We start from the raw sequence: 23,063 nt of genomic DNA on the forward strand, positions 1-23,063 counted from the left end.
TCATTTCAACCTAATAATTTTTATCTGCTCCATTAAACCGTACCGTTGGACGACATAATCGGGCGTAAATTCCTTCCCTGTTGTACGGAAAGAGCTCCAGTCTGTCGTTGCAGTCCGTCCGCGTGCATCATGAAACGGGCCAAACATGTTCCGTGGACTGCCCATCACTTCGATTTCCAGTTTGTTGGAACCTTGGTGCAAGTATGGGGTCAGATCGATTCCGTCCGCAGCCTTCCATGGCACATGACCTGCTGTTATACCATTGACCCGGATTTCCGTTGTCACGGCCGAGCAATCTCCGAGCAGCAGAAGCGCTTTTCTATTCGCCTCATGCTGATGATGATAATCCGCGTAATAAATGATGCTGCCGTTGTAGTGATAGTAACCCTGTAGACACCAGTCTCCTGTGTGGAGCGTATCTGGTTCGGCTGTTATGCATCGCGCCGTACTCACTCCGAAATCGCCTATGATATAACAATCTTCCATTTCCATCGCCTGATGGAAGGCACATGACAATTCCAATTCATTGATCCCTTGGCGGACCCCGGTTAACAGCACTCGGTCCATGGAACGGTCCACGAACCATCCGTCGGCCTCAGAGGTCAACGATTGTCCGTTCAAACCGATCTTGAACTGATGTGCGCCTTCAATCACCAGATGCACGGCGCCTGCCGGCACTTCCAAGACTTGAAAGGTCAGTTTCAAGCTAACTGTTGTGCCATCCTGCGGATGAGCCTCATGAATCCACTTGTAGCGTTGGGTAATCCCATTATAATACACCTGACGCATGCCGAGTTTTTCTCGGATTTCACGCTGAGCAACCCAAATTTCCTTTTCTTCCGACCAGTCGGCTTCCCCTATACGGTAAGCGCAGAGATCCAATGTCAGCACATTGGGCATCGTCCTTCTGAATGCAAACACAGGTCCGATGGCCGCGTACAAATCATCGTTAGATAGCGGAATCAACGGTATGATGTTAGAAGGCTCGTTCGCGATGTAGTTCAACTGTTCCGGAACGATGACATAAAGTTTGGAATCCGTCGGACCAAATCGAGCATAAAAGCACAACTCGTTGTCCTCCATCCAAGATGGAACCTGTTCAATGCTGCCGGTCAGTGCGTTCCATGCTTCAACACGGCCTGCCGCCACTGTTCGAACACAAACATCGAACGATTGATGCCTGTCATTATTTACGATAAACAAGGTGTGTCCGCCATCGATTTCTTTCAAGAGGTACAGCAATTCGGGCACCTCTGCCGCATAGCGGTTCTGAATGCTAACGGCCCTTGGCTGCAGTTTTTCCAGAGCTGCGATTAACTGGTCTGGTTTATCAACGACTGTTACTCCTGGATGGGCGTAGAGCCTTGCCGGTTCACCGGATACGCTGCCCTCGATCATTGTCGCAGCCGGCAGCAACGCAATAGCTCGGCCTCCCGCTTCAAGGAATGCCAAGAGCAGATCGAGTGTGCTGCGCAACATGGTGCGGATCGGCGGGATAACTACGGTCTTATATCCCGCCAGATTGACGAACAGCTTCCGGTCATGAACCCGGCCAACCTCGGCCATAATCGTCTCGTCCCCGAGATCGAAATCGTAATGCGCACCGAGCAGCATGCGCAGCAAATCATTAAATTCATCCCCGTAACGATCAATGCTGGGAATATCCCGGTCCAACCCGCGTCTTACGGCGCCATACGGATCCGTGCCAAGCATCGACCAAGCGGATGAAGAGGGGTGCAGGACAAGAATATCCCTGACAGGCGTGCCTTCAGTAATGACAGCACCTATCCGGGCGAAATAGTCCTCCATAATCCGGTTGTATTTCCACCAGGAAGTTTGGTAGTTGAAAACGGGTGGATAATCCCTTTTGCGGCAGCCTTTCATGGAATATAACGCAAGATGCTGCGATCTTACGTTCACACCAAGCACATACTGCCAATCCCCCATCCACTTTTGCCCTTCAAATGTAAATTCCCAGCCGGTACACCCATACGTTTCTGAAATAACGAATTTCCTGCCGTATTGATTCGCCACACTGGTACATTGCTTTACCGTCATATATTCGTCTGTCTGTTCGCAAAGCATATCAATGCCAGGCACATGCTGGTAACGATAATGAGGCATCACAGCTCCACCCACTCTTGTCGCTACGCCCAAGGCGCTTTCCCACAAATAGTGCCCGGTAAAAGCTAGGCCGTTCTCATCGCACCAATCCCCTAATTGTTTCGTGTACGACTCGCAAAATTTGTCCGATATGGTACGCCAGAAATCATGGCGAGCCATCGAAGACTTTTCACCATTAAAATAAAGATAAGGTAGTACATCCAGAATATCATAACCCCGTTTCTCTGAAAAATAAACGGGCAGCGAATATGTCCAAGGCAACCAGCCGCGTCCAGCCGTAAATCTGCAATTGCGGTCATGAATACCCGGCTCATCCGTGAAAATACCAGTGATGGTGCGTCCAAATTGGTCGCCTACTTCCGCTTTATATACTTCGTAGGTAGCGTTAATAAACTGGCGGACTGTATCCGGGTTCATACTGTCAGGCGGTGCTTCATCGTTAAACCATTCACTTGGGGCAGAAACCTCGATACGAAAGACAAGAAGAACTTCCTCACCCAAGGGCAAAGGAGTACATGCTGTTGCTTGAGCTGAGACTTCCATCGTTCCTAACGGAAGTCTCTCACAGCTGTGAATGTCATGGCCCTCGATGACCGCTTTAAACACGGCAGCCACTCGGCCATCATCCTCATAGATGTTGTTCCCGCGTACAACTTCTATCGTCAAGCCTTTAGAGCGGTACTCGTCGCCTTGAGCCTGTACCCTGCCGCCTGCAGAACCCGATGGCCAACGGTCTTCATCATATAGCCATGCCTGCATGCCAAGCTCTTCTGCTTTGGCAACCGATTCTTTTACCGCATCCATCCAAGCTTCACTTAAGTATGTCGTTTCCAATCCGTCTCGGGAATGCATGAAAAAGCCGCCAATGCCTTGCTCATTCATATCTTCAATCTGACGAAGCAGTTCCTCCTTCTTCAATTCGTCATTCCATGCCCAGAATGGAACGGAACGGTAAGCAGCGGGGGGCTGCTCAAATTGCTTCTTCAGCTGCGATAGCCATGTCATAATGAGCCTCCTCTTAAGCTGTTTCGACTTCCAGACTCCAGCATACAATTCGTTCCCGCTTCCACGTGTAGGTCACATAGATCCGGTTCCCTCTTGCGATGACCGCCGGATATGAATACTCTCCAGGCTCAATAGGAATCGTGAAGGAGCGGTATTCCGCCTCCAATACCACTAATTCCTCCCAGTATTCTCCATTGTCCTTGGAGATGCTTAACAACAGAGGCATGCGCGGTCCTTTATACATTCCGACCGGATTGTATGCGAGTACAAGCGTTCCATCATCCATTTGAGCCAAGTCAAACCCGCTGTTGTTGTTTGGCAGATAAGTTCGGTAGGCCGGCGACCATGTTCTGCCTGAATCGGACGAATCGCTGCGGTATATAAATCCTGCCGTGCTCCGCATGAGCATATGCACATGACCTGGCTTCGACTCCCACAGCGTCGGCTGAATGAGCCCTTTGCCCCGCACCAGCTGCATATCTCCCGTTTGCTCCTCCTTCCCATGGTTGACTGGCACCAGCTCGCTCCGGGACCATGTCACGCCTTGATCATGGGAAATATCGGCAAAGCAATCCCACACATCGCCCTCGATGGATGCAGGAGCTAACCATGTGCCATCCTGTAGAACAATCAACTTGTTTTTAACTGGCCCTCTACCGCCTATGTCTCCCGGGACCAGATCGACTGGCTGACTCCATGTCGCACCGTCATCATCAGATAGAACTACACGTGTGTACCATGCTGGAATCGGGGTCCCAACTTTATAGTGAAGCACGATTTGACCGTTATCTTGGCGGAACAGCACCGGATTCCAATGAACAAGCCCTTCTTCGTCGGCAACCTTGTACGGCTTCGACCAGACGTCATTCGTTCTCTTGGAGCACCAGATCGCGACGTCCGGGTTGCCTTCCCTGCTTCCGGCAAAGTACGCCACCAGCAGATCTCCGTTAGGGAATTCAATAACCGTCGATGCGTGGCAGCTCTTGAACGGACGGTCTTCCTCGAACACAAATTGTTTGATTTGTTTGATTAATTTCATATCTTTTTCCTCCTCTACACGTGATAGTGCTCTCTATATTGGCGAGTTAGCGCAAACAGTTGCTCAACCTCGCGCCGGTTCGAATAGGTTAATTGCCGGTGGTCTTTGGTCCTTGTATGCAGTCCGACCGACAATCCTTCAAGGCTTAAATAATACTTCGCATTGACTGGATACAACTGGCTTTCGATGACAGAGGACATGCCCAGAAAATGCTGCAACTTCTCAGCTTTCTCCTGCTGTTCTGCGTAATGGCGCGTTAGCCAAACATACAGATCCGGATGAAAGTTACCCATAATCCCGCTATATCCTTGTATGCCTAAATGCAAGGTTTCCAGCAATGTTGCTGTATTGGCGTTATATATATTCAAACCGCCACCACGCACCGCATTCAGCTTTTGCCCCATGAGTTCGGTATGACAGCATGTATCTTTCAAAAAGGTAAATCGGCCAGTAGACTCGCACCATGCCAACAACTCCGGCGAGATTAGCCGCTTGTAGGGATAAGGACATTCATAAATGCCAAAAGGAATATCTGGTACCGCACCCAGCAGTATTTCCGCATTGCGCTTCCATACATCTTCAGATTCATTCTGCTGCGCCAGCCTGTTACTGACCAGCACGACCGCCTGTACACCAGTTTCCGCAATCTTATTCAGCTCTATCATTTGATCTTCAATTGAATCTGAAATATGCCCAGAAGCGATCACTTGAACGCGCCCCTGTGCTTTATCCACGACAAATCGGGCAATAGCCTCGCGCTCCTCGAGTGTTAGAAAGAACATTTCGCTCGACTGGCAAACTGCAAAAAGTCCAGCAACCCCATGCCCAATATACCATTCGATCATTTGCTCCAACGCCTTGTAATCCACTTGATTCGATTCAGTGAAAGGAGTCACCATAGTAGGCCAAACGCCCTTGGCAATCGGTTGAATATGCATGTACTTGCTACCTCCGCTATTAGAATACTGTCTTATTCCGAATTGAATAATCTACATGCCGTTCACCGCGCCCCCTTCCTGTTAGCGCGGTGAAACAGGCCTTAGCTTGATTCCAAACTCTGCTTACTTTTTCTGAGACAATCTGGCCAATGCACCATTATAAATTTTTTCCAACTCCGAACCACCCGTATCACGTGCTTTTTTCATAATAGCGTCGTACTCGTCGATTTTCTTAACGCCCATAATAAACTTATCGTACTCCTGCTCCAACATCGTATTTAACGGTGCTAATATTTCCTTCACACGAGCAGTTTCTTCTTGGGTAAGCGGCGGATCGATGTAGGGATCGTGGTAGGCTTTATCTGCAGAGACCGTTTTCCAATAGGTCTCATGCTCCGTGCTCCAGCTGCCAGTCAACTTCTCAACTTGCACCTGCGGATCCATATTGGCGAACCAAGGCGTGAAGCTCAGCTTACCAGAGCCAAGTTCCGAGTACATGGCATAGAAAGCAGTCGGCTGGCCGTCTTTAAATTTCATGACATAATCGGATTTCAGCTTCGGTTGGCCTTTTTCATCCAAGGTATGATGAACGCCTTCAACACCGTAGCTCATCAAGTTGGACGCTTTCTCCGTGTACATCCAGTCGATCAGTTTAATAAGCGTTTCTGGATCTTTCGCTTTAGAGCTGATCGCAAACATTTTGTCCGTCAGTGTCGTAGCATAATATTCCGCTCTAGCTTTTCCACTTGCGTTAGTCGGGATCGGAATGATCTGGAAATTGCCGTCTGGAACTGCTTTCTGCAACTGCTTGGTATAATCCAGCGCGAAACCGCTGTTATCAAAGAAGAAGAACGACTTGCCGCTCGTCAACTTTTCGGTCCATTGTTGCTGAGTCGCCACCGCATAATCTTTATCCAGCACACCTGATGTAAACGCTTTATTGAAGAAACGAAGCACATCTTTAAATTGTGCTGTAGCCGGACCATACACATACTGTCCACCGTTGACATCCTTATCAAAGTAAATACCAGTACCTGTGCCCACCCCTGAGCCTAACGGATATGCCATCGTTTTAAACAATTGGTGGATAGGTCCACTTCCTTTGCGAACGGAGAACGGCGTCGAGTCCGGATAAATCTTCTTCAGCTCTGAAAGCACAGTGAGCAGCTCATCGAATGTTTTCGGTGTCGCTAGGTTATGCTTTTTCAACAAGTCTGTACGAATGACCGGACCAAAACCGTTCTTCAGCTCATTGCGACCGACTGCCGGGAATCCATACAGTTCACCGTTAGCTGTCATCTTCGCCATGTCCGGATTCTGATCCCAAAATTTCTTGAAATTCGGCATTAGACCCTTATTCATGTATTGAAGCAGTGGAACAAATACGCCGGTCGAAGCAAAATTATTGACATCGGACATGTTGATCTCAATAATATCAGGCAGGTTGTTGGTCGCTAATAGCGTTTTCTTTTTATCGTTATAATTACTGTTCGGGACATTTTCGAACTTTAATTTAATATTCGTCTGATTAAAAATTTCCTGTTGTACGAGCGCGAAGTTTTTGACTGGCTGATTCGGATGCTCTGGAAACGTTACTTTCACTTCCCGTTCTTTCTCCGAAATTTTGCCTGTACCTGCTGCTACGGCTGGTGTATTCGTTGTTTCGGACTTTGCAGATGGCGCAGCTCCATTCCCGCTGGTACAAGCGACTAATCCGGATGTAACCATAATGGTGCAAAGAGATAATGATAACCCTTTTAACGTTGTATTTTTCATACAAAAACCTCCCTTTGACTATAGATAATGTTACACATACCTACTTAAGTAATCACTAAGTTTCTGCAGATTAGCCGACATCTTCGTCGATGCTTGGGCATCCCCCCTTTCTGTTAACTCCCAGTTACCCCTTCAATGCACCGATCATCGCGCCTTTAACAAAATACTTTTGTAAAAACGGGTAGACAACCAGAATCGGCAATATCGTTATAATAATGACCGCAAACTTGTAATTGGTCGCAACGACTCGGAAGTTCGATGAAGCACTGCCTATATCTGCGGTCTGGTCGGCAAATTCCCCGGCAATGACAATATTTCGAAGCAGCACTTGAACCGGAAATTTATCGCTGTCATTCAAGTAAATCAACGCTGGGAAAAAACTGTTCCAATGATGAACCGAGTAAAACAGCACCATCGTAGCCATGACCGGCAGCGACAACGGAATAATGATTTTGAATAGTACCTGGATTTCATTAGCTCCGTCCAAGTAAGCGGATTCCTGTAAGGCCATCGGAATGCCTTCGAAATACGTTTTCATAATAATCATATTGAACGTAGAGATAGCCGGAGGGAGCACTAGTGCCCACATCGTATCGACGAGCCCGAGCTTTTGTACCACCAGATACATCGGAATTAGGCCACCGCTAATAAACATCGTTAACGCGACCATAAATATAAAAATGCCTCGGCCGTAAAAATCCTTTCTTGAAAGCGGATAGGCACAAAGCGCCGTCATGATGACATTGATCGTGGTGCCTACAATGGTGTATAGCACCGTATTACCGTAAGTCCGCCATATTTCTGGATTTTTTAATACAATCTTATAAGCATCGAACGTGATATCCATCGGTATCCATTTAATAAGGCCTCTTGTAACCAAATTACCGTCGCTGATCGACACAATAAGGATATAGTAGATCGGATACAAGGTGGCAAATATCAGTAGCATGAGGATAATTATGTTGAAGTTGTCAAAAATTTTTGAACCCATCGATATTTGTTTGTTCATAGCAACCTCCCCCTTTCTTCTACCATAAGCCGGTTTCACTAATTTTTTTGGAAAGCCGGTTAGCCGATACAAGCAGAATCAACCCAACAACCGCTTGGAACAGTTCCACAGCCGTAGCATAGCTGAAGTCGCTGCCAAGCAAACCTCTCCTGTAGACATAAGTGGAGATGACATCCGCAGTTTCATAAGTCGATCCGTTATACAACAGAATAATTTTTTCGTAACCGATGGCCATTAGCCTGCCGACATTCAGAATCAGCATGATGGAGATCGTAGGTGCAATACCGGGCAAAGTAACATTCAGCAGCTGCTTCCAGCGATTGGCACCGTCGATTTTAGCGGCATCATATAATTCTTCGTCCACCGAAGTCAGTGCGGCCAAGTAAATAATTGAGCCCCAACCGATGCTCTGCCAGATACCCGAGGAGATAAAAATAGTACGGAACCATTCCGGCTTCATCAGAAAGTGAATCGGCGTACCACCCAACCACACAATAATCTGGTTAATAAGGCCGTCTGTCGTCAGGAAGTTGACGAGCATCCCGCACACCACAACGGTAGATATAAAATGAGGCAGGTAGCTGACGCTTTGTGCGAATTTTTTCACGCGCTGGCTTTTTAATTCGTTCAATAGCAGCGCCAATACAATCGGGGCCGGGAACGCCCAAAATAGTTCATACACATTAATCAGCAACGTATTGCGCACTAGCTTCCAAAAGTAAGGGTCAATCAAAAACTTTTCAAAGTGAACGAAACCCACCCAAGGACTAGCCGTGATGCCTTTAACAATGTTGTAATCCTTGAAAGCAATGATGATTCCGTATATGGGCCAATAATGAAACAATACATAGTAGCAAAAAGGTAAGAAAAAAATCATATACAAGTATCGGCTTCGTTTCATATTACGCAGGAAAGGATAGGTCTTCATTCGCGAAACGCCGACCTCCTGCTGTACCTTGGACTGATGGATAGGAACCCCTCCCAGATGACTAGTGTACGTATCGATTTCTCCAATACTTGCAGTACTTGGAAACCGCTTCCGTGATTTCATTATAGATAATGATTTTTGCTCTTGGAAAGAACCGATGCGGTAAACATGATGCACATTTCGCACAAAATAGACCATGATTCAAATTTCTCAGCGTGTGCAAATATCGCACGAAAGGCTGATGTTCCAGGCAGGGCGCGGGTTTATCGTATTGAGGCTATTCCAGGGAATAGAAACTTAACATGAAAAAGCTGTCCTGAAAGTAGATACTTTCAGGACAGCTTTATTGTTGTGATGCTTCTTTTACAAATAGCCTGCCAGCTTTTTCAACGTTTTCGCCTGCTCTGCAGTCAATTTCCTGCCGCTTAAAGCATCCATCTCCAGAGCGAAAGCGCGCAGAATTCCGTTCTTGATCATCGGCTTTGCACGCTGGTCCGCTGCCTGCGCCAGCATCAGCTCCCTGCACAGCGCTTCAGCGAGCAGCCGATTTGCTCCCAGGAAGTCACGAATAAGCGCATACATCCCGTCGTAAGTTACCTCGATTCGATACGTATAAAGCCCCGTGTGCGTATTCCCTGCCCGATCAACGGCAATGACGGAGACTTCGTGCGCACCGGGTTCAAGCGTATAGGCTGGCGCTTGAACTAGCTGCTCGGAGCACGGGTTCGTTACAAGGCCAGACACTGCGTCAGTCGCCGTGCAGCCGATATATACCGCCTGCTGAACCGTATAAACGGGCTGACCGGAGAAGGCAACGATAGGCTCTGACTTGTCAATCCGCACGTCAAGATTACGCTCCGTTTCCGCCAAGCCAGAGAAATTGGTTGCGCGATACGTCACGCTCGTAACCCCTTCTGCCGTGACCATCATATGCGCCTCGCTGCCTTGCACCGTCATCGGCCCTGCCACCTGAGCGCCGGTAGCGGCATACGTCAAGCGGTAAGCGCCATCCGCTTTAATCGCAACGTCGGCGTCCCGGTTAAGCCAGCCGTACGCATTCGGCTGAGGGGCTACCGTGGCCACGGAAACCGGAACATGCGTATCCCTTACGCTTACTGCGAAATCGTCATAATAGGCCGACGAAAGATTATACCGGCTCGTCACCGCAATCAGACTTGCGGTTGCAGCATTCTCCGGTGCCTTCCCTTGGAGCATAACCTTCTGCCACTGAGCCAACCGTGATTCATCGAGATGAATTTCCAATGTGGAAAGGGTCGCATTATTCTTATCAAAAAAGCGGAACATAAAGCCCGGTTGCCCCGATTCAATGTAGAGATTGACGCTCGCCTTGTACTCTTCGCCTGGGATGACGGGAATCTTAGCGCTCTGCATGGCAACCGATGCGGTGCGCAAGTTATCTATGATCTTCAAGCTCTTAGCCCCTGAAAAGCGCTGCGTATCGCTGATCTCATAGCGATAGTCGGGTGCAGTCGCAAAGAGCGAAGACCAGCCGGGAATCGCTGTGCCGCTCAGCGGTTCTTCATATCCACCATTAAGAACAGAGACAGGAAGCCCTGGCGGTGGTTCTACATATTCTCCGTCCACCTCGACACGGTACAGAATTGTATTCGTCTGTTGATCTGTGAAATATAGATTGCCGTCCTGGCCGAGGTCAAATCGGGACGTATCCGCCAGCGTCCGGGATTCAAGCGTTTCCGGATCGATTACCGTCAGCTTATTATTGAAAAGTACATAAAGCAGCCCATCCTCTGACCAGCGCATAGGGTGATGAGCCCACTGGCTGAAATTGAGACTAGGATACACTTTCTTGCTCTTTACCACCTGATACGTAACAGGATCGATGGCAAAAATATATTCATAGGACGCACCCCATAGAAGTCCGTCTGGCCCAGACGAAAGATCGCCAATGTAAATCGGCTTACTAAGCCCTGGCACCCGAAGTGGAAACTCGGCGATTTTATGCTGGCTAGCCGCATCCCAGACGAAAATTTTCGCTTCTTCAGCTGTTGGCTGAGAACCCAAACCGCCTCGTATCGTGGTCGAGCCAAAAATTTTGCCGTTGATATAGGCCGTGCTTAGCACACTTTGATCCTCCACCACATTGCGGTGAACATCCATCGTTCCTGTAGCGGGATCATACACGGTCAGTGAGCCACCTAACGTGCCATAGCCCGAGATGGTAGAAATATAGAGCTTGCCTTCGGCCCCAATGATATTTACCAGCCGTTCTTGATCGTTCCCTAGCACCGCTAACCGCTTGGGGTTCGTTTCACTTGGCTCTGCATCCAAGTCAAATTCGTACAATGCCCCCTCGGGATAGACACCCATGTAAACCTTGCTGCCAACCGCAAAGACACTATCCGCCTGGCCGATGCTGAAAGGCTTCGCTGTGTTGTCCGTCAAATTCACAAGTGAAGAACGCGCCTGTGAGCCCGTTGTGATGAGCTGTGTAGGCGAAACCGCTGCTACACGGTTCACAACACCCGGCAGCCCCGGAATCACTGGCGGCTTCAGGACGACCTGCTTCGTGTCGATATTCAAGAAAGTAACACCACCGTCATAACGAACGGTGACGAGCGTTTTACCTGGAAGCTCAGGGTTGTTCGGAAACTCCACCCAATCGGCCCCCCGCAAGCCGGAGGCATACTCCATCCCAGTGAGCGCCACTTCGTACGATGCCAGATCGAAGGTTTTCAGCTTCTTGTCGGACATATAGTAAATCTTGCCGCCTACCGAATCTGTCGCGTGAAGCCCCGTTACGTTCTCCAACTCTACTTGCAGCCATGAGGACGCGACAGTATCATAAATATACGCTTCACCCGGAATCCCGCTGCCGTCTGTTACACGGGCAAACAGGTAACGGTCATCAATCGTATCCAGATCATAGATCGTATCGTTCTTCAGCGTGAAGGGGAGTGATGCCGCAATGTCCATCTTAGCCCCAGTCGTCAAATCGACCTTCACGATCTGACGATGCGCGCTTCCGGCATAGACACTGCCGCCTTGATAGGCAATCGAGCGGACATATTCTTGATCGTTCGCTCCAATCACCCGACCGTAATCCCGGGTAAGCTTGGATACGGGATCGTACTGGTACACTTTGCCGCCGGGATACGTCCCCACATACACCCGACCTTGCTCATCCGTGGTGATGCTGTTCGGCACAGACTGTCCGTCAAACTGAGCAACTTGCACTGGCGTATGGGTCACTGGCGAATAGCTCCATAACCGCGCTCCGCCTCCGTCCGCAGCCAAGTACAACGTCCCATCCGGTGCGATAGTATGCGCCCAGGAGCTCTCCGAAGGGGCGAGTGGCACGCTTCTCAGCAGCTTGTAATCCTCCAAATCGATGACATTCAGGTGGCCCGGCTTCCCTTTGCTGGTAGCATAGAGCACATAATGCCCATCTTCCTTCCCGACCGTGCCGTTAAAAACAGCGACCGTATAGTTATTGGGAATCAACAGCTCTTCCGGACTGCCGAACGTCTTCTGGGACAATCGGCCTTCAGCCGCTGATGCGGCTCCCATCCCCCAGCCGACCGTCAGCAAGATCACACACAGGAAAAGGGCAACGATACGATAAGAAATGATCCTCATAATACGACTCCTCCTTCTATAGTCAAATTACATTGAAAGCGTTTACATGTAAGGATAGATTCTTCCTGCTTCATAACCGCCCTCTACAACTTGTCAATAGTTACTGCCCATAAGTCAAAAGGGTTCCCATTGCAGCCGATACTGAGGCATAACCCTTATAAGCCTCTTCTGCCCGTGCCAGCGGATAGGTGTCGGTGATTAGGCCGTGAAGCGATATTCGTTTGTCCGCTAATAATCGGATATACGCCTCGATATTCCTGCCTTCGGTCCATCGCACATATCCGATCGGATAATCACGGTTTTCCAGCTCATATTGCGTATCGTAACGCCCAGGGCCTCCAGCTCTCGAGATAAGGACCCGCGCCTCCTTCCCGAACATAAGCCCCCTGGAATACTGGGTCGTCAAGTCCCCGACAATCACGATAGTACCCCGATCGCGAATCCAGCGCATCGCACTGTTCATCAGCGATTCGCCTGGACCGCCCGTACACAAGATGACACTGTCCGCTCCAGCCGCGCCGATGCCCGATGCCAGCTCTGCCTCGAGCAGTTCTTGGCTGTCGTAGGCCGCCTTCACACCCCCTTGACGTGCCAGCGCCACCCGCTGCGGATTCACATCGAGCGCCGTCACGCAAACTGCAGCCGCAGACGCAATTTGGGCGATGAGCTGCCCTAGAATACCGAGCCCCACGATCACGGCAGTTTCGCCAAATCGCAGATCCGCCGTGCGGAGTGCATGAATGGCAATCGCCCCAAGGCCCGCGAAAGCTGCCTCTTCTGGCAGCACCTGCTCAGGGACGACCGCCGTCAAATTCGTCGGCACCGTCAACCATTCGGCATGCCGAACAAACGGTGCGCCATAGCAGGCGACACGCTGCCCGACGTGACGATCCTTAACCTCGGCCCCCAGCGCCTCGATCACGCCGACAGCGCTGTAGCCTAGTATGCTCAGTTGATCCACCCCTCGCTGGATGTACGTCATTTCCGTCCCCGGGCTGATCGCCGAAAACTCCGTTCGTATCCGAACGTGTCCAGGCGGAATCGGTCCCGGATCCAAGTCCGTCAACAGGACTTGCCCTTGTAAAACCCCAACAGCTTTCATCCTAGTTCCTCGTTTCCCGGCAGTCACCCTGCCGCCATCTTGCGAAACTCGCTCGGCGAAATGCCATAATATTTTTTAAACGTTGTGGTGAACGTAGAGGCGTTGAGGTACCCCGTCTTCTCTCCAATTTCCGCTACACTTAGCTCGGTATGCCGAAGAAACTCCCGTGCATGCGATAGTCTGACTTTATTGAGATACTCGACATAACCTACGCCAAACGTTTTTTTGAAATAATTTGAAAAATACTTAGGACTCGTATTCAACAGTTCGGCCATATGGTCAAGATATAAATTTTCCATATAATGCAGTTCAATATATTGGTTGATGAACTCCGGATTCAGCTTGCTCTTGCCTTCCAGCAGCCGCTTGCTCCCGATAAATCGCACGATATCCTGGATCGCTTCAATCACTTCTGCACGGCTACTGGCATGATCCAGCTTTCGGCAGAACGCCATTTCTAGCTGCAAGCTCTCCTTACTATCAGCTGCGCTGCTTTCATTTGGCTTCATCAGATAGTAGAAGACGCTTTTGGCAAGATGAGCAAGCTGGTGGTGATGAATACCCAGTGCCGTATTTTCCTCAAAAATATGATCCAGCAGCTGTATAGCCTCTTCCGTTTTGCCGCTAAGAACCGTATTGGAAAGCTTCTCGAGGCTCTCAAAAGGGACATGCATTGTGGGCACATATGGTGAGGTCTCCAAGTCCATGACGGCCTCCATAGCATCGATGTTCCGATAGACCCTGCCGTTCTTGAGGTCCTGATAAGCTTCCTGGCAGTTCGTCACTTTGGAATCATACAGTCGGGTAAGGCCAACCCATAGCCCGCAACCTTGAAGCTCTTCCTGAGATGCATACTTCGCCCATCCTTCGAGCGCACCCAGCACTGCTTTCCGCCCAGATGGCAGCGCGACCCCGACCAACGCCGTAAATTGCATACTTCCCGTATAAAAAGCTGCTACCGGTCCAGCTCCACCAAGCGCATCTGCAAACCGACTAGTAATCTCGTGAATAGGAAGTCCTTGCTGAACATTACCTTCTGAAGGAGGCCTGATCTGCAAAGCGACCATAACGAACTGCCGCTCCGGGAAAAAGAACTCGTAATAGGGCTGCAGCTGCAACTCCAGCTCCCTTGTGTGAGCATATCCGTCAAGCATCTGCAAAAAAAGGCTCCTGCGGAGCTCCTGATCCGAGAATCGAATCTGCTCCTTCAGCGCTTCATTCTCCGCCTGGACTTTGACGATGCCGCTGTAAATTTTACGGAAATCGTTCCCCTTCACTTGACCCCCGCCAAACAGCTTTAAGATGTCCTTTACAGGTCGGTATAAGTAGACGCTAAGAAATGCGGACAACAGCACTGCGCTGATAATGGCGGAAATCATAATCATATGGTTTGCATTGCCCACCGAATCAATATTTTGAAATTTGAACGGCACTTTGTTGATATAAATAAAATCGTTATACTCCGATTTATAGAAGTGGTACTCTACATCATTGCGGGTCAGAGTAGCTTCCTTCTCTGGGGAGAAGTAAACTTCGTTCAGGATATCTCCGGGCTCCTGCGCCAGATCGGTGCTGAGCACCACATTGCGGCTGGCGTCCAGTACGAGCAGTGAAGCGCCAGGAATCATTGCCTTCAAATCAATTTGCTTAAGCAGTTTCTCCGCATTCAGCAGCACCATCACATTCTTATTGGACAGGCGAACCTTGTTCCCATCCATCGCAACCATCAATTGCTGCGTTCTGCGCGTCAATCCGTCCGTCGAAACCGCATAATCCGAAATTGGGAAAAACGTGAGCGCATGCTTAGAAGCCGCAAACATTTGCCAATACTTGGGGGTATACGTATCATGCTTATACTTTTTATCGAACAGAACTTGAAAGTCGCTGGTTCCCTTCGATGTTACAGCCAAATCAAGTCCATCGTAGAACACGATAATATCTTCGACATAATCGAGCGAAGAGGCCAGCCGGGCTAAGTGCTCTTGCAGCGTAAACGCTTTTGCCATGTCGAGGGTCTTGCTTTCCGACTCCAAGTCGTACGGCAGGCCGTGCACGCTAAAGATTAAGTTGTTCACCGCAGCGAACGAGCTGTCGAACGATTGGATAATATTTTGTACGACAAGAGAGTTATTTTGCGTGATTTTCTCATAGATGCCGGAAATCGAGTTTTTGTAGACAATGTAGTTGGATATAAACATGATTGTGATGACTAACAATAATGCGAAGAAAATTTGCAGAAGCCCTCTGCTCGCCATTAATCGGTTGAACGGCGTCACCCTATCACCTCGTTCTAAGTCATCCAACTACTATTCAACAGCCGTCCGTTTTAACCCTTTTCCGAGCCGAGCATCACCCCCTTGGCAAAATATTTTTGGGCAAACGGATACATCAGCATTACCGGAATCATGGAAAGTACAATCGTCGCATTCTTCATTGCCTGCGGCGCCAGTGCAGCCCGGTCTACAAGGCCGGCGTCATTCTCAGCATTATAAATCAACATATCTCTTAGCACGACCTGCAGCGGGTACATGTCCTTATCGCTTAAATAGATCATGGGGAGGAAGAAGCTGTTCCAATGCCCCATGAAGTAGAACAACCCGATGGAAGCCAGCGCCGGCTTCGATAGCGGAATGACGATGGAGAACAGAATCCGGTAATCGGAAGCACCGTCAATGACAGCCGCTTCGCGTATCTGAGAAGACATATTTTCGTAGAAGCTTTTTAGGATAATCAGTTCCATGGTCCAGATCGCATTCGGCAGCACTAACGCCCACACCGTGTCGAGAAGTCCAAGCTGCTGAACGACCATATACGTCGGAATAATTCCCGCGTTGAAAAACATCGTCATCACGATCATCAGCATGAACACTTTCCGTCCAAAAAAAGAGCGCTGTGAAAGCGGATAGGCGGCGACAGCCGTAAAAAGTAAGTTAATGAATGTCCCCAGCCCCGTATAATAGACGGAATTGAAATACGCTCGAGGGATTTTATCGCTCTTCAGTACCTCCCGATAAGCATCGAGATTAAGCCCCTTAGGAAAGAGAAATACCTTTCCTTGAATGATGGCCGACGTATCACTGAGCGAGATCGACAGAATGTACAGGACTGGATAGAGCGTTGCGATTGCGATTACGGATAATACGATGGCGTTCACCAGGGTGAATAAAGTGATTTTTCGGCTGCCTACCATAACCCGTTCCCTCCAATCCGCTTACTCACATAATTCGCTCCGAGCAGCATAATCATCGCCGTTAACGCTTCAAACATCCCTACTGCCGCAGCATAGCTATAGTTGGATTCCAGCAATCCTTTTCGATACACATAGGTGGAAAATACATCGCTTACCTCATAGGTCATCGGGTTGTAGAGCAGCAACACCTTCTCGTACCCAACCCGGATCATTGAACCCGTTTTCAAAACAAACATGACGAGCAGCGTTGGCAGCAGTCCTGGCAGCGTGATATGCCGCATCATGCGAACCCGGCTAGCACCATCGACCTTTGCCGCCTCGTAGAGCGTCGGGTTAATGCCCGCAATCGCCGCAAGGTAAATAATCGCTTCATAGCCGATCTTCTCCCAAATATCCGAAATCACATAGATCGTACGGAACCAGTTCGGATTCACGAGAAAATAGGTCTTGGGCAGGCCAAGTGCCGCCAGTAATTGATTGAAGAGACCGCTTGTAGGCGACAGAAAATCGATAATCATGGAGCAGATGATGACGACGGAAAGAAATGCCGGCAAGTAGCTCAGGGTTTGCACGGATTTTTTAAACCAGGCCAAGCGTACTTCGTTCAGCAGAATAGCCAAGAGAATCGGAAATGGAAAGCCGAATACTAGTGTATAGAAGCCTAAAAGAATTGTGTTGCGAAATAACATCCAGAAATCCTGATTCATAAAAAATTGGATAAAATACTTCAAGCCTACCCAATCACTGTCCCAAACCCCGGTAAACACACTGTAGTCCTTGAATGCGATCACTAAGCCATAAAGCGGTCCGTACCGGAATAACAGATAGAACAACAGGCACGGGGCAAATAAAATGAGCAGCTGGCGATCCCGCTTCATGTGTTTAAGGGCGGCAGCTATTCGTGCTTGCGCAGGCCGAGCCCGCCGACTCTTCGGGGCTGCCTTCTCGATGATGGGTTGTTGCATAGGGTTCCCCTCCAGTGCTCTCAAACTGTCTTATTTGGCGGCGTCAAAGCGCTTTTGTGCATCGTTATATACGTTGATGTAGGCATCCACGCCTTTTTTGGCAATCGTTTTTTTCCATTCTTCCCATTGCTCGTCGCCATATTTTTTATCCAGAACATACTTGGCATTGAACTCCTCGGCCGCCTTTTGCAAGGACGTCTGCAGCTCAGCGAGAGTTGAAATCTCGGAATCGGAAAAATTGAGAATAGGGTCAATCGGCTCCCTTTTGTTGCCTTTCAGAATTTTATCCTGCGCTTCCTTCTCTTTTTCCGAGAATTTGTAGTAAACGCTGCGGCGATCCGGCCTTAGATAAGCGCTTTCCAGCCACATGGCATAACGGTCCTCTAGAACTGAAATATCAACCAACGGCAGATCCTTCAGCTCAGGATACACGGGAGCGCCGTCCTTGCCCCACTCGAAATTCACACCTTCGACGCCCAGTGTCATCAGTTGCGAGCCAGATGGAGAGGTCAGATAATCCAGCAGCTTGAGCGCAGTTTCTTTATTCTTATTGTTCGCGACCGTCACACTGAAATCGGATACCTTCGGCAGCGTTTTGACGTTGCCCGTCGGACCGACTGGATTCGCGTAGCGCAAATTGAAGTCAGAGTTCTTCGCTTTAATCTGGTTATAGAACAGATCTAGGCGTCCGATCCAGTCCCAAGTCACAAACGATTTGTCAGTGGTCATCTTGGTTGTCCATGAATCCTGCGTATCCGTCAAAAACTCAGGATCGATTAACCCTTCGTTATACAGCTTCTTCATGAAATCCAACATGTTCTTATGCTCCGGCTGAATGCTGGCGAACTTCCACTTTTTCTCCTTCTCATCATAATACGCTGGATAACTGTCACTGCCGATGCCCCAGCCATATGACCAGTCACGGAAAATGTTCACAAGCCCTTTGGAGGCATAAGGATAAGCCGATGGGTACGCTTCTTTCAGCTTCTTCAGCGCCTGGTAGAATTCTTCCGTCGTTGTCCATTCCTTAATTCCTAGCTTGTCAAAAATGTCCTTACGATAGAGAAAGCCGTGATTGACATCACGATTCAAATCGTAGATCGGCCATGTGTAGAGCTTGCCATTCTCATCGCCGTAAGACTTGACGACCCAGCTGTTTTCTTGCAGATACAATTTCTTAAAATTCGGCAGCATCTCGGCATAGTCATTAATGGCGACCACGCCTTTTTGCTTGCCAATCTTTTTAAGCTCCGCTGCCTTGAGCCCTTCGAAGATATCCGGCAACTTCCCAGAGGCAACGATGACTTTGAGCTTATCTTGGTAGGTTTGAGGCGAATACGTTTGAAATTCAACTTTAATGCCTGTTCGCTTTAAAATCTCTTGCACGACGAGCTTATCTTCTTTAATGTTGGTCGAGTTGCTCGGCAGCATCCAGGTAATTGTCGTTGGTTCGGTGACGAGCGGCAGTTTTAACCCTCCTGTATCGCCGTAAGGATTGGCAGCTTGTGTAGCTGCGGGGGCCGTTGAAGCACTGGCAGGGGTACTTCCTTCCTTCGGGCTCCCGGTCGTTCCGCTGCAGGCGCTCAAGATTGTCGTCATCAAGGCAATGCTGGCCACTGAGCTGATTAGCTTCTTGGACATGTTTGTTCCTCCCTTTTTGAGTTGGTGGCGTGTTCTGAATTTATCATAAAAGCGCTTTCCTCATTCGTAAACCTCCCGATTTCACCAATCGTTGTTTTATCGTATTGCAGAAATAAAAAAACTGAAAACCCTTGTCATATCAAGGTTTTCCAGCATGTAGAGAATGCTAAAGAGATAGAAAATTATAAAATTGAGCTATCTTTGGGGCGATATTACGGACAGGCCGTCTATAGCGGTGGCGGCTATCTGCTCACCAGCGCTATCCAGATATCCAGATAGTTATGCAGAAAATGCGAAGCTATTTAGCGAAAAACCAAGGGGACGTGCCTCTGCACGTCCCCTTGGTTTTTCTTCTCTTTTAGATTGGATACATGCACTCGTCCTGATAGGACGGCTGAACCGTGGATCTTTAGTGATCTGTTGAAGCTTCCGCACGAATAACCTCTATTTCAATCACGCCGTTCTGAAGCTGAAACGCCATTGCCTCCTCTTCTGCCGAAAAGGCTGTCGTCAGGCTCGACACGAACAGCACAAACACCATCCAGATGACGGTCAACACAATCCGCCTTCTCACTGTTACCTAGAACAAATCGTCTCCTGACCCTACCGCAACCATTCGATCCCACTTCATAAAATATTCATAGCGCCCAAACCGCGCCAGCGCTTCCTGATCCGGCAGCCAGACCCATTCATCAATCTCAGTCTGACAGCGATGTGCGCGGAACGCTGCGAGCTTCGCTTCGAGATGCGCTTGCACGTCGATACGCGCGATCTCCTTCGGCGTGTAGCCGAACCGCTCCGGCTGCGCCATCGCGTCACCGAAGGAAATGAAGTACAGCGAACCCCGCTGCCCTATTCGCTGGAATGCCGCCGTCGTCGCTTTGCCGATGGCGCAGTGGTCCGGATGTCCGCCCAGCATTTCGTGAAACGTCAGGACTACATCTGGCTGCACCTCCTCAATCAGCGTTGCGATGCGCGCGATGAGACTCTCTTCGTCGGCGAATTCCACCATTTTGTCGCGAATATCGAAAAAGATCAGCCGTTGCACGCCTAAGTGCTCACAAGCCTCTTTAAGCTCGAGTTCACGGGTCGCCGCCATCGTTTCCCGGTTAAGATACGGCGGATTCCCCATGCGTCGTCCCATATCGCCGCGCGTCGCGCTCACGAGCGTGATGTCCACGCCATCTCTTGCATATTTGGCCAGCGTACCGCCGCAAATGAACGATTCATCGTCTGGATGCGCGAAGACTGCGAGCAGTCTTTTTCCTTGATTGTTTGTCATGTTCATTCTGGAAAAGGCTCCTTTCCCAGATGCAGCGCCACATTCATTCTGCCCCGGTCGTCATACCCCGCTAGCAGCAGGCGCCCGTGCCCGTCAACCTCATAATGCGTAAGTGCCTCCATGCGAAGCCAGCCATGCCCGTCGTAACGGAGCGCAGCCCGATATGGCCCCTCCCCCGCGATGAACGCATGCGTCACGCTCACCTTAAAATTGCGAACAAACATATATAACGTCGCTTCGCTATGCACATAAACTTCAGACCCGACAAAGGTCTGCAGTTCTTTTGCCACCTGATCTTTATCTATGATGTTCATCAGCGTCGACTCTCTTTTCTACAGGATTTTGTTGCTCTTATACTGTAACATAAATGTGTACAATAACGTAGAAAACTGCCCACCGCTTAAAGAGATAGAAGGTCTTAATCGCATTACCGCTCAGCTTGTGCAAAATTTGAATGAGGCGATAGCTATCCGAATGGGTGGGCGACAACTGAGCTGGCAGCCTGTTAGTAAAGCCGTGAAACTGGATGACCGATACCCAGAAACATTTAAACACTTATATGTTGAAAAACTGTCCTAGAAGTAGATACATCTACTTCTAAGCAGCTTTTTTTGTACTGCATGACAAAGCACCGAAAGGGAATAAGCGGAACGTATAACAAGAGTTAGCGTATACACATTCCGTTCACGCTTATAGACGCCGTATTCCACCATGGGATACGGTCAATTTCTCGTATCCACCTTCGGTGATCAGATACGTATCTTCAATACCGACGACACCTCGCCCAGGGAAGGTGAACTTGGGCTCGATCGCGATGACCATGCCCGGTGCCAGCGGGTATTTGAAGCCCTTGGCGAGAACGGGCAGTTCGTCGATTTCGAGCCCGATGCCGTGACCAAGGAATTTCACTTGGTCAGCGCCGTACCCCATGAAATGGGCGCTCAGCCCAGCTTCCTGCACTTGATCCAGCGCGAGCAGATACAGATGCTCGGCGATGGTGCCCGGCTGCAGCCTGGCTTCCGTGGCACGGAGGACTTCCTCCGCCACGTCGTAGGCTCGCTGCAGCTCAGGGTCTAGATCTCCGATCACGAGCGTACGCGTCTGATCGATCAAGTAGCCGTCGATGGTGCAGCCAATATCGACGAGGATCGGTTCGCCGCGCTGAATCAACGCGCGGCCTGAGCTCTGCGGGCTGGACGGGTGAAGCCCCGTGCCCCCGGCCGGCCCGTCAAAATAGGTGGGCACCGCTGCCGATGCACCTGATGCGACCATTCCGGTGATTAACTCGGAATTGTACGCACGCATGCGCATCAGCCCTTGGTGCCCGCGCAGTCTGAGCTGATGCTCGATGAGCGCCATCAGCTCAACCTCTGCCATCCCCTCACGAATGTGGGGGATGACCGCCTCCAGCGCGTCGTCGACGACGCGCGCTGCCGCCCGAATCGCCGTGACTTCGTCCGGCGATTTGATCATGCGCTGCTCTCGCACGAGCAGCGAGCCGTCCTCCCAGACCGCGCCGGGCAGCGCGGTCTGCAGCCTTACATAAAGCTGGACGGGTAACACGTCCAGCTCCGTCGCTATACGCAGCGGCGCAACGGCCGCTGCGTCAGTTCCCGCACAGCGAGCGCGTAGCCGCTCGCCGAGCGTCTTCCAAGAGCCGAGCGCTTCGACGGCCGCTTCCTCCTCCGCTCGAACCAAACTACGACGGACGAGATAGATCGCTTCGCCCTCCGTCGGAATGAATAAATACCCTGTCTGCATGGAGCCGCAGTAGTAATATATATCAACATTGTGTGTGACCAGGAACCCTGACCACCCTCGCTTACGCATCTCATCTTGCAGCCACTGCTGCCTTTGCTGAAAAATCGTCATCGCAATCGACTCCTATACGCCGTAGATTAACACTTCACCTCCATTATACATCTAAATAACCTTTATCGCTCTAACGGTACTTTATCTCCACTAGCTACATTTATATTTATATTTATATTTATATCTCTATCGATATCTATAACGAGATATCACCCTCACTCCAGGGCGATAGGCTAGGCTCGGCAGAAGTAGTAAAAGTTGTAGAAGATGCAGCAGCATGTTGAAGTGTTGTAGATGTTACAGAAGTTGGTTGTAAAAGTTATAACAGTTGCTGAAGTTGTTGTTGTTGCAAAAAATAAATGGATTTCCTGTATCTAATTTGGTCATTTTTGGGCTCATTTGCAGAATAACTGGATTTCCTCCAGCTATTTCCCTCGAATCTTGCGTAAATGAGTCGTTACGACGAAATTACCTGTACTTTTTCCATCTATACTCCAATACTCGGCATTTTAACTCGAATTAGCTGTATGTTTTCCAGTTAAACGGAACCAGCTGAGCCAGGCAGCCCCTCTTCCTCGTCTCACCTATTCTTCCCTTGCCTTGCCTTGCCTTGCCTTACCTTTCCTTTCCTTTC

The 23,063-nt window shown here is 49.6% G+C and carries 16 protein-coding genes; all 16 read right to left on the reverse strand.

Going from position 1 to position 23,063, the window contains the following annotated elements; translation table 11 throughout:
• Positions 1–3,129 (reverse strand): glycosyl hydrolase, encoded by a 3,129-nt coding sequence (locus ASG89_RS34100; RefSeq protein ID WP_057315788.1) that lies wholly within the window; start codon positions 3,127–3,129, stop codon positions 1–3.
• Positions 3,130–3,142: 13 nt separating this feature from the next.
• Positions 3,143–4,168 (reverse strand): sialidase family protein, encoded by a 1,026-nt coding sequence (locus ASG89_RS34105; RefSeq protein ID WP_057315789.1) that lies wholly within the window; start codon positions 4,166–4,168, stop codon positions 3,143–3,145.
• A gap of 14 nt (positions 4,169–4,182) precedes the next feature.
• On the reverse strand, positions 4,183–5,106 hold the full coding sequence (locus tag ASG89_RS34110) for a dihydrodipicolinate synthase family protein (RefSeq protein WP_057315790.1): 924 nt from the start codon (positions 5,104–5,106) through the stop codon (positions 4,183–4,185).
• A gap of 123 nt (positions 5,107–5,229) precedes the next feature.
• Positions 5,230–6,882 (reverse strand): extracellular solute-binding protein, encoded by a 1,653-nt coding sequence (locus tag ASG89_RS34115; protein WP_057315791.1) that lies wholly within the window; start codon positions 6,880–6,882, stop codon positions 5,230–5,232.
• A gap of 124 nt (positions 6,883–7,006) precedes the next feature.
• On the reverse strand, positions 7,007–7,891 hold the full coding sequence (locus tag ASG89_RS34120; RefSeq protein ID WP_057315792.1) for a carbohydrate ABC transporter permease: 885 nt from the start codon (positions 7,889–7,891) through the stop codon (positions 7,007–7,009).
• A gap of 19 nt (positions 7,892–7,910) precedes the next feature.
• Complete coding sequence (locus tag ASG89_RS34125; RefSeq protein WP_082593784.1) at positions 7,911–8,942, reverse strand: ABC transporter permease; 1,032 nt, start codon at positions 8,940–8,942, stop codon at positions 7,911–7,913.
• Positions 8,943–9,182: 240 nt separating this feature from the next.
• Positions 9,183–12,437: a hypothetical protein gene (locus tag ASG89_RS34130; protein WP_057315794.1), complete on the reverse strand. Its 3,255-nt coding sequence runs from the start codon at positions 12,435–12,437 to the stop codon at positions 9,183–9,185.
• Between the two features lie 100 nt (positions 12,438–12,537).
• Complete coding sequence (locus ASG89_RS34135) at positions 12,538–13,539, reverse strand: zinc-dependent alcohol dehydrogenase (RefSeq protein ID WP_057315795.1); 1,002 nt, start codon at positions 13,537–13,539, stop codon at positions 12,538–12,540.
• Positions 13,540–13,562: 23 nt separating this feature from the next.
• Positions 13,563–15,815, reverse strand: a complete 2,253-nt coding sequence (locus tag ASG89_RS34140; RefSeq protein WP_235550032.1) for a helix-turn-helix transcriptional regulator — start codon at positions 15,813–15,815, stop codon at positions 13,563–13,565.
• A 50-nt stretch (positions 15,816–15,865) separates the two neighbouring features.
• Positions 15,866–16,729 (reverse strand): carbohydrate ABC transporter permease, encoded by an 864-nt coding sequence (locus ASG89_RS34145; RefSeq protein WP_057315796.1) that lies wholly within the window; start codon positions 16,727–16,729, stop codon positions 15,866–15,868.
• Positions 16,723–17,607 carry an ABC transporter permease gene (locus ASG89_RS34150; RefSeq protein WP_414813333.1) on the reverse strand — a complete coding sequence of 295 codons (885 nt, stop codon included), beginning with the start codon at positions 17,605–17,607 and terminating at the stop codon, positions 16,723–16,725. The genes ASG89_RS34145 and ASG89_RS34150 overlap by 7 nt, the downstream gene beginning before the upstream one ends.
• 117 nt (positions 17,608–17,724) lie before the next feature.
• The gene (locus ASG89_RS34155) at positions 17,725–19,335 is read right to left on the reverse strand and encodes an extracellular solute-binding protein (RefSeq protein ID WP_057315798.1); all 1,611 of its coding nucleotides are present in this window, start codon (positions 19,333–19,335) and stop codon (positions 17,725–17,727) included.
• A gap of 409 nt (positions 19,336–19,744) precedes the next feature.
• Positions 19,745–19,909: a hypothetical protein gene (locus tag ASG89_RS36920; RefSeq protein ID WP_157276915.1), complete on the reverse strand. Its 165-nt coding sequence runs from the start codon at positions 19,907–19,909 to the stop codon at positions 19,745–19,747.
• Between the two features lie 6 nt (positions 19,910–19,915).
• Positions 19,916–20,623: a PIG-L family deacetylase gene (locus tag ASG89_RS34160; protein WP_057315799.1), complete on the reverse strand. Its 708-nt coding sequence runs from the start codon at positions 20,621–20,623 to the stop codon at positions 19,916–19,918.
• Positions 20,620–20,841, reverse strand: a complete 222-nt coding sequence (locus ASG89_RS34165; protein ID WP_235550033.1) for a DUF1806 family protein — start codon at positions 20,839–20,841, stop codon at positions 20,620–20,622. The genes ASG89_RS34160 and ASG89_RS34165 overlap by 4 nt, the downstream gene beginning before the upstream one ends.
• A gap of 466 nt (positions 20,842–21,307) precedes the next feature.
• Entirely contained in the window at positions 21,308–22,489 is a 1,182-nt protein-coding gene (locus ASG89_RS34170) for a M24 family metallopeptidase (RefSeq protein WP_057315801.1), read from the reverse strand.
• Positions 22,490–23,063: the final 574 nt, after the last annotated feature.

The sequence above is a fragment of the Paenibacillus sp. Soil766 genome (assembly GCF_001428105.1).
GTDB lineage: Bacteria > Bacillota > Bacilli > Paenibacillales > NBRC-103111 > Paenibacillus_E.